This window comes from Gimesia sp., assembly GCF_040219335.1.
Taxonomy (GTDB): domain Bacteria; phylum Planctomycetota; class Planctomycetia; order Planctomycetales; family Planctomycetaceae; genus Gimesia.
Genome location: NZ_JAVJSQ010000019.1, coordinates 53,663 through 69,515, shown reverse-complemented (window position 1 = coordinate 69,515; position 15,853 = coordinate 53,663). Strand labels below are relative to the sequence as shown.

Annotated in this window: 10 protein-coding genes; 6 read left to right on the top strand and 4 right to left on the bottom strand. The window is 53.2% G+C overall.

Translation table 11 applies throughout. The features are described 5' to 3' along the window. Window positions 1–175: 175 nt before the first annotated feature. A complete protein-coding gene (locus tag RID21_RS15355) occupies window positions 176–1,306 on the top strand; it encodes a hypothetical protein (protein WP_350190287.1) in 1,131 nt (376 codons plus the stop codon). Between the two features lie 30 nt (window positions 1,307–1,336). Here RID21_RS15355 and cmk read toward each other — a convergent pair whose 3' ends face one another. Further along, window positions 1,337–1,999 (bottom strand): (d)CMP kinase, encoded by a 663-nt coding sequence (gene cmk / locus RID21_RS15350; protein ID WP_350190285.1) that lies wholly within the window; start codon window positions 1,997–1,999, stop codon window positions 1,337–1,339. Window positions 2,000–2,002: 3 nt separating this feature from the next. Then, window positions 2,003–4,918, bottom strand: a complete 2,916-nt coding sequence (locus tag RID21_RS15345; protein ID WP_350190283.1) for a polysaccharide deacetylase family protein — start codon at window positions 4,916–4,918, stop codon at window positions 2,003–2,005. A gap of 677 nt (window positions 4,919–5,595) precedes the next feature. On the opposite strand from RID21_RS15345, the gene pilM reads away from it, so the two are divergent. From pilM to RID21_RS15330, 3 genes are all read left to right on the top strand, one after another. Further along, entirely contained in the window at window positions 5,596–7,749 is a 2,154-nt protein-coding gene (gene pilM / locus RID21_RS15340) for a type IV pilus assembly protein PilM (RefSeq protein ID WP_350190281.1), read from the top strand. Window positions 7,750–7,846: 97 nt separating this feature from the next. After that, window positions 7,847–9,622: a hypothetical protein gene (locus tag RID21_RS15335; protein ID WP_350190279.1), complete on the top strand. Its 1,776-nt coding sequence runs from the start codon at window positions 7,847–7,849 to the stop codon at window positions 9,620–9,622. 65 nt (window positions 9,623–9,687) lie between these two features. Next, a complete protein-coding gene (locus tag RID21_RS15330; protein ID WP_350190277.1) occupies window positions 9,688–11,895 on the top strand; it encodes a hypothetical protein in 2,208 nt (735 codons plus the stop codon). A 103-nt stretch (window positions 11,896–11,998) separates the two neighbouring features. Here RID21_RS15330 and RID21_RS15325 read toward each other — a convergent pair whose 3' ends face one another. Continuing rightward, window positions 11,999–13,417 (bottom strand): bifunctional folylpolyglutamate synthase/dihydrofolate synthase, encoded by a 1,419-nt coding sequence (locus RID21_RS15325; protein ID WP_350190274.1) that lies wholly within the window; start codon window positions 13,415–13,417, stop codon window positions 11,999–12,001. Between the two features lie 200 nt (window positions 13,418–13,617). On the opposite strand from RID21_RS15325, the gene RID21_RS15320 reads away from it, so the two are divergent. After that, window positions 13,618–14,106 (top strand): DinB family protein, encoded by a 489-nt coding sequence (locus RID21_RS15320; protein WP_350190272.1) that lies wholly within the window; start codon window positions 13,618–13,620, stop codon window positions 14,104–14,106. 161 nt (window positions 14,107–14,267) lie between these two features. Then, window positions 14,268–14,600, top strand: coding sequence for a hypothetical protein (locus tag RID21_RS15315; protein WP_350190270.1), 333 nt, complete (start codon window positions 14,268–14,270; stop codon window positions 14,598–14,600). A 14-nt stretch (window positions 14,601–14,614) separates the two neighbouring features. Here the strand turns inward: RID21_RS15315 and RID21_RS15310 are convergent, their stop codons facing one another. Further along, window positions 14,615–15,829, bottom strand: coding sequence for a CpaE/TadZ family protein (locus RID21_RS15310; protein WP_350190268.1), 1,215 nt, complete (start codon window positions 15,827–15,829; stop codon window positions 14,615–14,617). Window positions 15,830–15,853: the final 24 nt, after the last annotated feature.

Below are 15,853 nucleotides of genomic sequence, written 5' to 3'. Positions count from 1 at the left end.
TTTTTTTACGCCAGCAGCAAAAGCGGTATTACCTTCAAATCAGAAAAAACGAATAAAGTTGCACTTATATACCTGTTTTCACATTTCGGAACTGCCGATATCTGAAGAGATAATTGAGTGTTTCTGACGAAACAACCCAAAAATACAACAGTCTCATTTTCAGGAGGGGGAAGAGATGAGGTTTGCGCTGGTTTTCTATTCCATGCTCGTTATCCACATCTGCGGATCGGCAATTTCCGCCGAAGAACCAGCAGCACCCAAGTCCATTGAAGAAGTCTTTCGTGAATTCGAACCTGCGCCGGCTCCTCCTCTGACAGATCCCGCAACTCCAGCACAACTCCCCCTGAAATCCGAGGTCGAAGCCATCACTGCTCCTGCAACGCAGCCTGCGGCGTGTCCCGGCGGAACGGGCTGTAATTGTGGAACCTGTAATTGCCAGACTCCGGTCTGCAGCTGTGAATCCTGCCAGAACTGTACTCTCTGCGATCGCATTCCTCTGCTGAATCGCTTTCCCAGCGACCGCTGTTTTGAAGACTTCGTCATGCCGGTCAGCAATCCAGTCTGGTCAATCGATCCCCGCTCGCTGACTTATGTCAGGGGCATATTCATCAATCAGATGATCGATTCTCAGACGCCGGTACTGGGGGCAGGGGACCTGCAGGTTTACGCACTTCAGCTGGGAGTCGCACTCAACGAACGCCTTTCAGTCATCGCCGTCAAAGATGGTTACAACACCCTGCAGACACGGGGAATCGGCAACCGAACCGGCTGGTCTGATATCGGCCTCGGACTGAAATACGTTCTGGTCCGCGATGTGGAAAACCAGTTCCTGCTGTCGGGGGGACTGATTTACGAGGCTACCAACGGCAGTTCACGCGTCTTCCAGGGCAATGGCGACAGTGTCTGGACTCCTTACCTGTCGATTGGTAAGCAGATTGGTTGCGGGCACCTCATCGCCTCCACCGGATATCACGTTCCCGGAGATACTGCTGAAGAATCGCAGTCGATTTACTACAGCGTGCACTACGATCACCCCGTGACCAGCAAACTCTCTGCACTGGCTGAGTTGAACGGCATTGTCTACACCAAAAGCGGTCAGGCACTGCCTTTGAATATTGAAGGGGGCGACTGGATCAACCTGGGTTCTTCCAGTGTCGCTGGAAACAATGTCCTGACGTTCGCTTTTGGTGCCGACTACCGCTTCAACAAGTGTCTGTCATTCGCCGCTGCCTGGGAATTCCCGCTGTCCAACAGAAAAGATCTGCTCGACAGCCGCACGACTGCCACTTTGACTCTGATGTTCTAATAACAGGTTCAATCGTGATCGGTTCGGCATTTACTCGGCTGAAGCAGCCTGACGCTCCCGAACTGTCTGCTCAAGCTGATCCAGGACTTCCTCGATTGAAAGCTGAGATGTATTGATTTCAACCGCATCGTCGGCCGGTTTTAACGGGGCGACGGTGCGGCTTTCATCCCGCTGATCGCGCTGGTGGATCTGCTGCAGTATCTCTTCCCGGGTAATCTCCTGATCCTGTCCCTGCATTTCATCAAAGCGACGTCGGGCCCGTTCTTCAGGATCGGCGATCAGAAAGAACTTACACAACGCATCTGGAAACACCACTGTCCCCTGATCGCGGCCTTCGCTGACAATATTTACTCCTTCGGCCGCCTGTCGCTGCAAATGCACCAGTGCTTCCCGAACCGCAGGGTACTGTGCGACCTGGGATGCCGCTTCCGAGACGTCTGCGGTCCGAATTGCCTGGGTGACATCCTCTCCGTTCAAGATCACGCTGGCGTCAGCAAAGGTAATATGAATCTGCTGACTGACGTCGCCGACGGACTGCACCTCTGCCGGATCGATGCCTTGCTGTAGCACCGCCAGAGCCACACAACGATACATGGCCCCGGTATCCAGGAACTCGAAACCCAACCGCTGAGACAGCCCCCGCGCCGCAGTACTTTTACCCGATCCTGCAGGACCATCAATCGTCACGATCATCTGTCAGTTCGACTCCTCAAAGAAAATTTCGATCTCGGCAATTTCGTACAGCGACATTTCCACCAGCACCGCATCCTCTTCTACGGGGAGTTCCACAACGGTCTTCCCCTGGAAATCACGCTGTCGGGCGCTCACGGGGGATTTGAAACATCGCAGTTTAATTGAACGATGCACGCCTTCGGTTTCAAGCAGACGCACGGCAAACCCTTTCCGCGATTCCTCGGGACGCAACTCATCGTGTTTAAGATCCATCACCCGGGTGATCTGCACGTTACTGGCCGACACGTGGAACAACCACCCCTGGTCGCCCATTCGCGGCGGACCTGCGGGGCTGGCAAACTGAGCTGCCGGCACCATCGCATTTCGAGCCAGCTGCATAGGGAAGTTCTGGTTCAAGGCAATCGAGAATTGGAACTCGCGTCTGGTTTCCCCTTCGACCACCAGCATACTGTCGAGCATGCGGGGACCGGTTTTGCGATGGAAGGGAAGCCCATGATTCAGAATCGTCACCCGCTCCTCGCCTTCGGCGATTTCAAAATAATGCGGTCCCTCAAAACGTTCTCCCTGAAACGCGTGGGCACTTTCCAGCAGCGAACGCGTTAGAGATGCCGTACTGTCTCCCCAGGCAAAACGGGCCGCATAGTAATGGTCCCACGGATTTCCTTCGGGCTGTACCTGCACGTCCAACTCGATTTTCACATCCAGAATCGGTCGTCCCCGCCATAATTGAAATGTCTGCCGGAACGTTGCCAGGGGACTGTCGCTGACCTGGTCATACAACTCACCAGTGGTGACAATCTCGCCCATTCCGGGTCCGGCACAGGTCAGTTCGGCCTTCACGCCTCGAACAGCAGCATAGGGTGTTTTCTCATCCCAGTCCCCCAGGGGATCGGGGCGGGGAATATTCCGTTGATAAGGGAAACGATATGACAACTGCTGACTCAGGCGATTGGGCTTACGACCATACTCTTTGATCTGCGCAATCCCGCCGGTCTCTTCGTGGATATGCACCTCAAAGAATTCGTTGCGTAACAGCAGGGGCTCACCAATCGGAATATTACTCTTAACCGCCGGTGCCGGCTTCTTCCCAGGCTGCAGCCAGACGAATCCCGCACCTGGTATTTCCACCACCGCCTGTTTGCGCTGCCCATCGAACTGAGTCGCCTTGATGTAATCCCGCGGCTCCGGCTCAAAGGGAAAATCGGGGAGATCGACAACGACACGCCGGTTAAACGAAAGTGAATTCAACAGCAGCACACCTGACTGCGACGCGTCGGCTCCCTGCAGAACAATGTCGGCCAGTTTTTTGACACCCGCTTCCCGGAAACCCTCCAGTGCTGCACGTGCACCTTGGATCGTCTCTTCCTCAGCGTCCGGGTGTGCGTCTTCAACCTTTGCTTCCAGCGCCAATAAAGATGGTTCCTGAATCGGCTTTCCATAGATTGCCTGGGCCACTGTCTGAAACCAGCGTCCCGCCATAAACTCGTCATGTCTTTGAAAACAGTCAATGAAGCGACTCAACGGATCCGGCTTTCGCATCGCCACCAGTTGGCTCAAAAAGGGAGAGAGGTACTCTCGCGCATCATAGGAAGAATGCCGCCCGGAAGATTCGGTATCCTGGAAGAAGTCATTCAGCAGGACGAAGCTACCCAGAACCGGCGCGTAGCGATGAATGCGTTTCATGTCCTGATAAAAGGGCGATTTCACATCCGGCCAGCGGGCAAACATCAATGCCCCTACCTGGTCTTCCTCCATCGACTCCGCCATTCGCTGGGGAAATCGCAGATAGCTCGCAGCACCTTCGGCTGACATCGGAATCCGGGAGTAGGCATCCAGAATGGTGCCGTCTGCGCCCTCCCAGTGGATCTTACTCTGTTCGTAATCCGGATAAATCCCGTCATCCAGAACCAGGTGCAGGGCAGAGTGAAATCCCGAACGATGCAGGAGCATCGGCAGCAGGGAGGCCAGACCGAACCGTCGTCGCGCCCACGTCGTCGGTGCCCGTCCTGAAAGTTCGCGGATCTTCTCTGAACCAGCCTGTAACTGCCAGATCAGTGATTCTACCGCAATCACGGGGGTGGCGATCTCTTCCCGCTCACCACCGATGACTTCCGTTTCCCTGTTATCACAGCTCTTTTTCAAGACCGTGATCAGGTCCGGATTCTGTTCCGCAACAGTCTCCAGATCCTGCGCCGTTATCAGGATATTGAGAGGCTGTTCGTCTTCGATCGCCTCTTGGAAACTCTCCTTAGCCCACTCCGGCGCGACCAGACAGAGGTCAATCAGATAACAATCAATGGGATAAAACCGTTCGCGGTTTTCCAGCAACACCTCGAAACAGGCCTTGAGATGCGCCCGGGCAGCTTCTTCATCTTGAGCGAGGGCAGCATCGGCGGCGGCAATTGCTTCCCGCTGAATCGTAGCTTCATCCAGGCTACTGAAATGATGCATACAGCGGGTAAGCAGTTCTAATTGTATATAACAGAAACCGAGTGCACAAAAATCGGCGACCAGATCTGCTGATAACTCGACTGTTGACGACGAATCAGGCTTCTCTGTTTCGGATTCACTCGATTCCGCAGAAGAGTGCAGGGGGGCTAAGGCCGCCTCGGTATATTCGTCGCGCTGGATTTTGCCGCTGACAACGGTCGCTCCGTTCGACTCAGCCTCTTCAATCCAGCCGTAAGGCAGCCAGTCTTCCGCCGTCTTGGGGACCAGCAACAGTCGATCGGTCAGAAACTGGGGAGGCTCATCGGAGCGGTGCCAGCTCGGAATCACCCGGGTCGTCGCCAGCAGTTCCGGATGCCAGGCGACCGCAAAGGCATTCAGCAGGCTTTCCGCCTCTTTTTCATCCAACTCTGTCGGGAAGTCATCCAGACTGTGACACGGAATCAATATCACAATGTCATTGTATGTCATTTCACTGCAATACTTTACAGAAGATATAACTTTATGAGATTACGCGGCAGGCCTGGTGTCGGCACAAACCGTCACAACAATTAGCATACGTAAACTGGTTCCGAGTATCCATAGTGCTGATTCCCACAGGGGTCAGAAATCCCAAATGCATGCTGAAACAATACTTAAATACAGCCCCATTTCACCTGCTCACAAACGGAATCTCAAAGAGACTGATCTGATTCTGTGGATGAAATCCAGCAAAAAATCTGGAAAAATCGTACTAAAAATGTTGTTTGTGGGAACTTTCCGCCCTGCAGCATCCGTCCAACATTTCGAGAGGCAGATAAACAGGTCGCTCAAGAGGCCCAAAAAGAGCATCGTTAAACCGCTTTTCCGGGCTTCCAGTTGCAGGGAGCAGACTGATAAAATTTGATGAACTCGATAGCAAAACCCGTTATTTCATTGACTTTATACAAAACCCTGTGATAGCCTTATGTTAGGGAATTATCTCTATCGATTTTTTCCTGACCTGTCTCTACAGAAATGACTGAAATCAGATTCTTCCGGCCGCCTGCAGAAGCTCTCTCATCCAGGTGACGGGAATTCACTTCGTACATTCAATTTCGCAACACGATTCGCAAGCACTCTGGTAGTACTGGTTCCAGTTCCACCAGAAAGCAGGAGTAACCAGACACATGGCAGAAAATCAAGCTGTTTGGGGCATTGAAATAGGACAGGCCGGTTTGAAGGCTATCCGACTACGGTATGCCGAAGCGGCCGACCAGGTTATTGCGGTTGCCTTCGACTATATCCCGCATCCGAAAATTCTCAGCCAGCCCGATGCAGATCCCGAAGAATTGATCAGTCAGGCACTGGATACATTCCTCTCCCGTAATGAAATCAAGGGAGATGTGATTGCCATCAGCGTTCCGGGGCAGACTTCACTGGCCCGTTTTATCCAACTGCCACCGGTCCAGTCCAACCGTGTTCCGGAAATCGTCAAGTACGAAGCCAAGCAGCAGATCCCTTTCGCCCTGGAAGATGTCATCTGGGATTACCAGCCCCTGGGAGGCGGTATCGAAGAAGGGGGCTACATGCTGGATGCCGAAGTCGGTATCTTCGCCATGAAACGAGATCAGGTCCTCAAAACCCTGAAGCCATTCATTGATCGTAAAGTCGAAGTGGAACTGATTCAGATCGCACCACTGGGTCTGTACAACACGCTCTGCTACGACTCACTCGGCATGCGTGTCGATGCCGATTACGACGGCAATCCGGAAGAATCATCCATCGTGGTTGACATGGGTGCCGACAGCACGACCCTGATGGTGACGAACGGCAGCAAAATCTGGATCCGTAACGTTCCCATCGGCGGCAACCACTTCACACGTGCTTTGACCAAGGAAATGAAACTCACCTTTGCCAAAGCGGAACACCTGAAATGTAATGCAACCCGCTCCGAAGATCCCCGTGCGGTCTTCCAGGCACTGCGTCCCGTATTCAACGAATACGTCTCAGAAATCCAGCGTTCTATCGGATATTTCTCCAGTGTTAACCGCGAAGCCAAGATCTCGAAGGTCTACGGTACCGGTAATGGCTTTAAGCTCGCGGGTCTGCAGAAATTCCTGCAGCAGAACCTGCAATACGAAGTGGAACGTCTGGATGACTTCCAGGGCCTGGTTGGCGATGCCGTCCTCAACGAACCCCTGTTCCAGGACAACATCCTGACCTTCACAGTGCCTTACGGGATCGCTCTGCAGGCACTCAAGCAGACCATGATTCGTACCACGCTTCTGCCACCGGAAATTGCGACGGCCCGCAAAATCCGCCGCAAGAAACCATGGGCGGTGGTCAGTGCTGCTGCTTTGATGGTCGGCCTCTGTATTTCAGCCGTTGGCTACAGCAATGTTGCCAATTCGGTCAGCAAAGATCGCTTTGGGGAAGCAGAAACAAAAGTCAATAACCTCACCACACAGGTCTCCGGCTACAAATCCAGTTATGACTCTGCTGCCGGAGATTTCACAACCCTGATCGAAAACGGTAATAAACTGGTCTGGAACCTCGATTCACGCGAGAACTGGCTGGAAGTTTACAAGGCCATCGATGAATGCCTGCCTCGTGATGTCGGCGATGAAATCGACAACGAACAGATTGCCAAGAGCAACCGCATCAAGTTGCCCGGTATCACAGTTACACACCACAAAGATCTGGCCCAGTGGTTTGAAAAACTCTCTCCGCAGGCCAAATCGCTGTTGCCACCTATTGATAAAGAAAAGCCACCCGAAGGTGAAGGCTACGTCTTCACACTGACCGGCGTGCATTACCATAACGATGAATCCAAACCGACAACTGATGTCGGCGTACTCTACGTGCATGAAACACTACTCAAGAACCTGCAGTCATGGACTGTTAAAAACCCGAATTCTCAACCCGTGGATGTTCGCAAAATGGGAATTTCCCATGCGGTCATTCTCAAAGACGAAGTGCGTCCCTTCCAGTACTATCCGTATGGCAAACCACCGGGTATGAATCGCGGTATGGACGGCGGCATGGGCCGTGGTTTCGCCGGACTCGGAGGCGGTCAGCCAGGTATGGGTGCGCTTCCGGGAGAGGATGTCGGCTTCGGTTCGTCTCCAATGGGTCCGATGGGACGTCCGGGAGTTCGCCCGCGACCACGTCCCGAGAAAGAAACGAAAATCATCCCGCTGAAGAAGACCACCTTCACGCTGGAGTTTGTCTGGCAACCAATTCCAGTTCTGGAGCGTGAAGAAAATCCACCGGAAGCACCTGCTGCTGAAGGAGAAGGGGAAGAGACTCCCGGCGCTGAAGGCGAAGCTCCTCCCGCCTGATCCGTGAAAACGGATTCGACTTTTGTGACAACCGATTTTGAAGTACACGTAAAACTGAAAATAAACTGATTCTCTTCGGAGTGTAGAGGAAACCCCAATGGATAAATTGAAACCTCTGATTACTCATAAATTCTGGATCATCCTGTTCATCGCCCTCATTCTGCCGGTGGTAGGCTGGAGCATGGCAACGGGAAGCCTGGCTAAAGAAATTGATGAGCGCAAAACGGCCATCGACAAAGCGTTTACCGATGCCCAGATTCAACCCAATCCTCCCAATGAAACCTGGTCCAGCGCACTTCGGGAAATCAACAAGAAGAAAGAGAGCTATATCGGCGCCTCTCACAAGTTCCTCTGGGAAAAGCAGAAAGAACTGTTTGTCTGGCCGCCGGAAATCACACCTCTGATGTCAGACACTCCTTACCGGGGTGAGATCACCCGTGTACCACGTAACCTCTATCGTAGTGCCTACAAATTTGAAATCCTGCGTGCCCATAAAGCCGCCAATCCCTTTGACGTCAGGGATGGCACAGGACTGGTTCAGCTTTCGCCGAATATCATTCCTCACGTTCCCCTGGACAAATGGAAAACCCTGCCTCCGACATCCGAAGAAATGTGGAATGCGCAGGAAGATGTCTGGCTGGTCACATCTATTCTGGAAGCGATCGCCAAAGTCAATAAAGGTGCAGCCAACATCAGTGAATCCCCGGTGCGTCAGATTTCCGTTCTGGAACTGCGTGGTGGAACCCCCGGTGATGATGGAAGTGCCCCAGCAGGGGGCGGCATGGAAGGAATGGGGGGCATGGATCCCGAAATGATGGCCGGTGGCGGTGGCATGTTTGGCGGGGGCAGCGGTGGCGCTGGTCCTGGTGCAGGCATGGACGGCGGCCGCGATGGAACACTGTCCATCGATGTCGATATGGACTTAATGAAGATCTTTGGTAACAACGTCGATGGCTCCGCCGGTGGGGGAGAAGGAGATATGGGTGGCGACATGTCTGCTGAAGGCATGGGTATGGTCCCCGGTGGTATGGGAGGCGGCATGGGTGGCCAGTCCCAAAATCTGAAACGTTACTATAATGAGGAAGAAGATCTCCCTTATAAAACCCGCGCCTTTTATCTCAAAGCAACAATCCAGTCTTCCAAACTTCCGGACCTGCTGGCATCCTTGAGCAGCATGCCCTGGCCGACCAAAATTGTTCGCGTCCAACTGGCTTCCATGTACTCTGACAACATGCAGCCCATCGTCTCCAATGCAGGCGGTGGAGCCATGCGGGGCGGTGCCATGGGAGGTTCCGGTGGCGCCGAGAGCTTTGGTGCAGATGCCGGGTTTGGTGGCAATGACTTTGGCTTACCTGGTGCAGGCATGTCTGGTGGTTTTGGAATGGAAGCAGAATCTGGAGGCGTTCCTGGTTCTGGTCTTCAACCCGGTGCGGAAAACCGCAGCCTACTCGAGGCAGCCATGAATGACCCGGAACTGGCAGTCGTCACTGTCGCCGGACTGATGACGCTTTATAAACCATATGTACCACCCGAAGGTGCTGAAGTAGCAGAACAGACTGATGGAAGCCAGCAACCTGCCGGAGAAGAAGGTGCAGCAACTGAAGGGCAGCCCGGCGATCCTGCTGCGGCAGATGCTCCGGCGACAGATACTCCAGCGACTCCCGGTCAACCAGCAGCCTCAGGTCTGGCAACTCCAGGAACGGAACCTGGTCAACCGGCAACGCCCCCCGCAGCTCAGGGAGATACTCCCGCAGAGCCCGCGGACGGTAATAACAGTCCCCCTGCAGCAGAACCTGGTGCAGGCACACAACCAGATACATCCCAGCCGTCACCGCAGAATGAGACAACTGCTGAACCTGTTGGAAACCAGTAATTTAAGATTGATCTGAACCTGAAGTTAATCAGAGGCAGTAAAACTCACTTAACGGAGAAGGTCCCGTGAAAAACCTGATGTCCAATCTCAAAGGAATGAATTACAAAGAATTTGCAGTGAACCATGCGGAAAAAATCGTATTGGGCTTCGTTGCATTGTTTGTACTCTTCGCCATCTTTACATCCAAATGGTCGACCGAGCAACGGACTCCACAGGAGTTAACCCAGAAGGTGGATACCTCTGAGTCCATGGTCGCTAACAGCCAGTGGCCTGAGGACAAACGCAAAGAATTCCTCAAGCAGGATGACTTACGGGAAAAAGTGAAAAAGCTGATGATCGATGGCGTCGAAGCTTCGCCTTATGCTTTTTCTACCCCACTGGATTATCAGATCTACGCTAAAAAAGAACGCGCCAAAGAAGTGGACTGGCTCCCCGTGGAAGAGCTGATCGCCTCTTATGGACGTTTTATCATGATGACTCGTCCTGTTGACGCAACGACAGAAGAGGGAGCAGAAGGTTCGGAATCTGGTGCGGAGACCGAAAAAGCCAAGCCGGATGAACCCGAGTATGACGCCTTTAAACGCCGTACGACGACGGCCGGAATGGGCATGGAAGGTATGGGCGGTCCCGGTTCTCCCACTGGTCTGACCTTTGGTGCGATTCCAGGCGAAGCTGAAATGATGGCCGCTGGTCCTGGTGGCTACGATCCGGGAATGGTTGCCCCCGATATGGTAGGAGGCGCACTGCCGGAAGACCCTGCTATGATGGGCGCGGAAGGGATGGGCGGCATGGGAATGGCTGGCCCGGCCCGCGAAGGACGTGGGCTGCGGTTTGTTGCCGTCCGCGGTGTCTTCGACCTGGCCACACAGCAGGATAAACTGGAACGCTCACTGGGCGATGCCTACTCTCTGCAGAACATGCAGACCGGCAAACTCCTGGAATTCCTCGACTTCGAACTGGAACGTAAAAAAGCCGTCTCCGGTGCTGATCCCTGGGCTGGCCCCTGGGAAAAAGTCGATATCGATGTTGCCATTGAGACACTCAATCAAAGCTCTGATTTCGATCCCGAAGTCGTTAATACGGGTATTACCGACCGGGTCTTCACCATGCCACTCCCCAGTCGTATTGCTGGATTCTGGTACAAGGTCGCTACACACCCCCGTGTTGAAAACTTCACCCTCAGCCAGGAGGAAATCGAACAGGAACTGGAAATCAATCGTCGCTTCCTGGATCAGTACAAGAAAACGCATGCAAATGAACGTGTCTTCAAAGAAAAGCAGAAAGGGTTCTCCACCCTGCAGCTTGACATGCGTGGTATTCGCAGCGACTTCATGTATGGCAGCCAGCCCGAAGCCATGGACGATGTCTTCAATGGCATGGTCGACAACATGAGACAGCAGCAGCGCCCCGGCGAGGCCTTCGATGAGAAGAAATTCGTTCAGAAACTGAAAGCAAACGTATCTGCCGCAGGTCGCCTGCTGCTGTTCCGTTACTTCGACTTTGATCTCACTCCCGGTGCGACCTACAAATATCGCGTCCGGCTGGTGGTCCGCAATCCGAACTATCAGCGTCCCATCGAAGAAGTGGTCCTGCCGGCTGTCGCTGAAGGGGAAACCCGTATGACTCCCTGGAGTAATGAAACCGCTGCGGTTACCGCTGAAGAAGACGTGCACTACTATCTGGAAAGTGTCCGGCCTCCTCGGGGCATCAACGGCAAGACTGCAAGCTTCGAAGTCTTCCAGTGGTACCCCAAAACCGGAACGACGATTCACTCAGTCTTGAAAACAGCCGTGGGTGAAGAGATCGGTGGTGAGCAGGTTGCTGAACTGTACGACGTCGCTAAAGAAGAATTCGACGAAAAAGCAACTGTCGAATTTGATACACAGAACTACCTGGTCGATGCCGTGGCTTCACCTTCCATTCGTCTGGAAGACCACCCGGACCTCAACCTGCCGGCAAACACACGCGGCAATCTGCCCATTGATGCCGAAGCCATTATCGTGGATAACTTCGGCAATCTGAAAACCTCACTTCCAGCAGCCGCTTCACGCGACTACGAGACTGTCAAAACCCGCTTCGGCCGGGAACGCAAGAGTCTCGAATGGGTTAAGGAAGCCACCGAAGCCCGTGAAACAGCCCCCACTGATGGCATGGAATTCGGTCTGGAGGGTATGAGTGCCGACTTCACCGGAATTGATCCGGAAATGATGGCACCTGCTCAGCAAGGCCGGAAAAGCAAACGGAAACGGAATCCGATTCGCGTCGGGCCGTAACCTGAAGTATTTGAGATGATCGGAAAGGGAAGTGGACTTAGTGCCGCTTCCCTTTTTTTCTGCGCGTAGGCCAGTGAGCGATGCTTCAGTAGATAACGGAAGCTTAACAGGTCCCGGACAGCAGCATTTCATCGGTTTTACCGAGGAGCAGTTCCCGCATCTCTGCTGCGATAAAAAACGACCCCGTCACACAGATCAAAGTTTTATCTGTTGCTTCTGATCTGGCCCGCGACCAGGCGGCTTCGGGACTTGCAGTCACGACCAGTTCAGACGCATTCCCGATCTCCTCTTGAATCAATCGAGTGATCTCAAGCAGTTCTTCTACGGGAATCCGCCGCGGATTGGAAAGATATTGTGTCAGGATCACTGTCTGGAAATGAGGCAGCAGTGTTCTCAACATCTCCTGCACATCCTTGTCCCGCGTGACCGCAAAAATCAGCACCCGGTCCGGTTCAGAAAAACAGGCTGACAGTGTATCAACCAAAGCCTGAATCGAAGCACCATTATGTGCTGTGTCCAGAACAACGGGAGGCTGCTTCTGCACCAGTTCAATGCGGGCTGGCCATTTCAGGTCTGCCATCCCTTTTCGTAACAGATCTAACGGGATCTCGACTCCCTGTTGACGCAGATAGTCCAGAACGGTTACCGCCAGAGTCGCATTGATCGCCTGATGCGCCCCCAACAGGCTCACTGGAATCTGTTCCAGTCTGGACCAGGGGGTTTGAACTTCAACCTGCTGACAGGGAAGCCCGGTTGCCGCAGACAGTACCGGCACTTCAACTGCTTCCACTGAAGTTCCGGAAAAGTCCCTCTGCATTAAAAAGAGCGGAGACTGTTTCTCCTGGCTGATTTCCTCCAGCACGGCAATCGCCTCGGACTGTGTGACGCCACTAAAGACTGGAATCCCCGCTTTGATAATCCCCGCCTTTTCGCGGGTAATCTGTTCGATTGTATTTCCCAGCAGGGCGGTGTGATCGTAGCTGATATTCGTAATGGCTGTCACCAGAGGCGAACAGACATTCGTTGAATCCAGGCGGCCTCCCAGACCGACTTCCATGACTGCGAAGTCAACCGCCTGACGGGCAAACTGCATCCAGGCCAGAGCTGTCGTCAGCTCAAAAAAAGTCGGGCTCAGACCATTCTCTGCCTGGTCCATTTGCACAACGACCTGGGAAAGCTCTCCCACCAGCTCTACCAGTTCTTCTGGCTCCATCTGCTGACCATTGACCAGAATCCGTTCTTCGTAACGAGTCACATGTGGAGAAGTAAACAGTCCCACGCGATAGCCGGCTGCTGAAAGCATTTCTGCCATCATTACCGAAGTAGAACCTTTTCCTTTGGTTCCGGCGACATGAATCGTGGGGACCCTATTCTGAGGATTCCCCAGACGATTCAATAACTCCTCCATTCGGCTCAATTTGAAATCCTGGGTGGAATACTTGCTACTCCCCATCCGTTCATAATTGAGACGACCAAATAGAAAGTCCAGGCTCTGCTGGTATCTTTCTGCCAAGACTCCCATGTCAGGCAGTTTCCTTATCTAACGCTGAAAATTGATCTGTTCACCCTCGGGATTCCAGTCAGTTCAACCACAATCCCGATTCTTGTGTACTTCTGGCTGTTATTATAGTCAGCCCCTTTTCCGATGTAGACCGTGAGGTATACAATCCAGCAAAGAATTTCACAACCGCCACACCGTCAGAACAACAGGGTGAACAGAAAATGAGTATCGATATCGCCACGGTCTCCGAACTGCTCAAGTTTAACCGGGCCATGACTTTAAAAATATTGGATGAAATCAGTGAGTTCTCCGATCCGACCAGCGCGCTGACCTTCCGTCCCGGCCCCGGACGGGCACATATCGCCTGGCAGATTATGCATCTGGGCATCACTGAGGAGCTTTTCGCCTCGCAGCGTCTGCGCTCAACAGATTCGTCTCTTACTCAATGGTTCGACTCCTACCAGAAGGGGAGTAACGCCAGTGACGAAATCCCCTCTATCGACACCATTCGTTCGGTGCTGAGTGAATCCCGGGAAAATGTCCTCGATGCGATCTCTCAGATCACCGCAGCTGATCTGGAAACGGTTCCCGCGGGTTTGAGTGAACGTGGCTGGACCAATCAGATGGCATTACAGATTCTCTGCTGGCATGAGCCACACCATCAGGGGCAGGCGCATTTAACTTTGAACTCCTGGAAAGCGCAACAGTAATTTTCAGGACTGTCCTCCGACAGAGCAGGACGCTGCTGAATCGCTATTGACAATATCCTGGTATCCACCGACAGTACGGACTGGATACCAGGACATTTTTGCTGAAGAGATTCCACCTGAAGTGAGCCTTTGCACCTCTTTCAGTTGAAGGATCAGTGATCATGAGTTCGATCAATCCCGGGGCCGTCAATATTAACAGCTCATTCGCGGGGGCCCAGCGTAGTGATGCCTCAGCCGAAAAACAGAAGGCTGATTCGGCGCAACGCAGTGGTGAGATCACCCAGAAAGAGATTACCGATCACCAACTGCATGATGTTGGTGACGCTGACAAATCCGGAGACCGCGATGCCGACGGACGCATGCCTCTGGGTTATGAAGAAGGCGACGGTCAGGAACACCCACCTGGCAAGGACCAGCAGAGCGAAGAGGAACATCCCCGCCGGACTCCCGACGCGGACGGCACACTCGGAACACACCTCGACCTGGATGCCTGAGGGTGTTCGGCGACCTACTTGGAATGATTCAGGAACCCAAAGAGACTCTTTTTCTTCTTGGCGGCTGAGTCTTCATCATGGGTCAGGCTGTCTCCACCAACGTGTGCAGCCAGCTGCATAATACTGCGGGTGAGCTTGGCCTTGGGGGCCTGCATAACCAGTGGGACCCCGTTATTACGGGACTCAACCATTGTGGCATAATCGTTGGGAATCTGCGCGAAAATCTCGCGGCCGATTGTCTCCAGAGCTTTGTTTATACTGATCTGCGTATCTTCCAGCCCCAGACGATTCATGACCACCTTCACTTTGTCAGCGATCTGGTCATGGTTGTCAAAGAACTGGGAAAGGCGTACCACATTTCGTAAGCAGGGCAGATCCAGTTGTGCTGTCAATAGAACGGTATCGGAAAGCTCCATCGCAGCCAGATCGAGACTGTTATAGCTCTTGCTGACGTCGATCACCAGATGGGTGAATGTAGCCCGCAACAGGGCAATAATTCGCCTGAGTACGTCCGTATTGATTTGCGTAGACATATCCATCTGCACTGGTCGCGGCAGCAGAAACGCACCACAGTTATGTTTGGTCAATGATCGTTTCAGCAGTGAATAATCCAGACGGGAAATATTCTCTGCCACGTCCTGAATCGTGTAATCGGGAATGATGTCCAGCCAGACATCCGTATCTCCCAGTGCGAGATCCAGGTCAATCACCGCAACGCTGTTCTGTTCGTTACTCGCCAGACAGCAGGCCAGGTTGATGGCCAGTGAAGTACAGCCCACGCCGCCACTCACACCAGCCACGGTAATGACCTGGCTGGAACGAGGCGCTTTGTGCTCGCCACCTTCTGTTTTGCCCGAAGCGATCTGGATACGATTCAGCGCAGACAGGAAGTCTTCCAGTACCAGTGGGAAACCCAGAAATTCTTTGGCCCCGTTTCGCATGGCACGCAGGATCAGGCTGCCTTCCTGCGAGCTGCTGACCACGATGACACTGCAGCTGGGCAGGTCACGGGTCACCTGGGCAATCAGGTTCAGCGCCAGTTCAGGATTTGCATCCAGAGAAATCAGAGCGATGTCCGGCTTGGTCTGTGAGACCACCTCGGTGAAGAATTCATATCGACTGCACTCAGCCTCGAGCCAGACCATATCGACACCAATCAGCATGTTTTTCAGCTCATTGCGCGTCGCCTCATTCGGATCAATAATTGATAGTCGAACTACTCCACTCATAAGTGATCACTTTTGCTTAAGGTT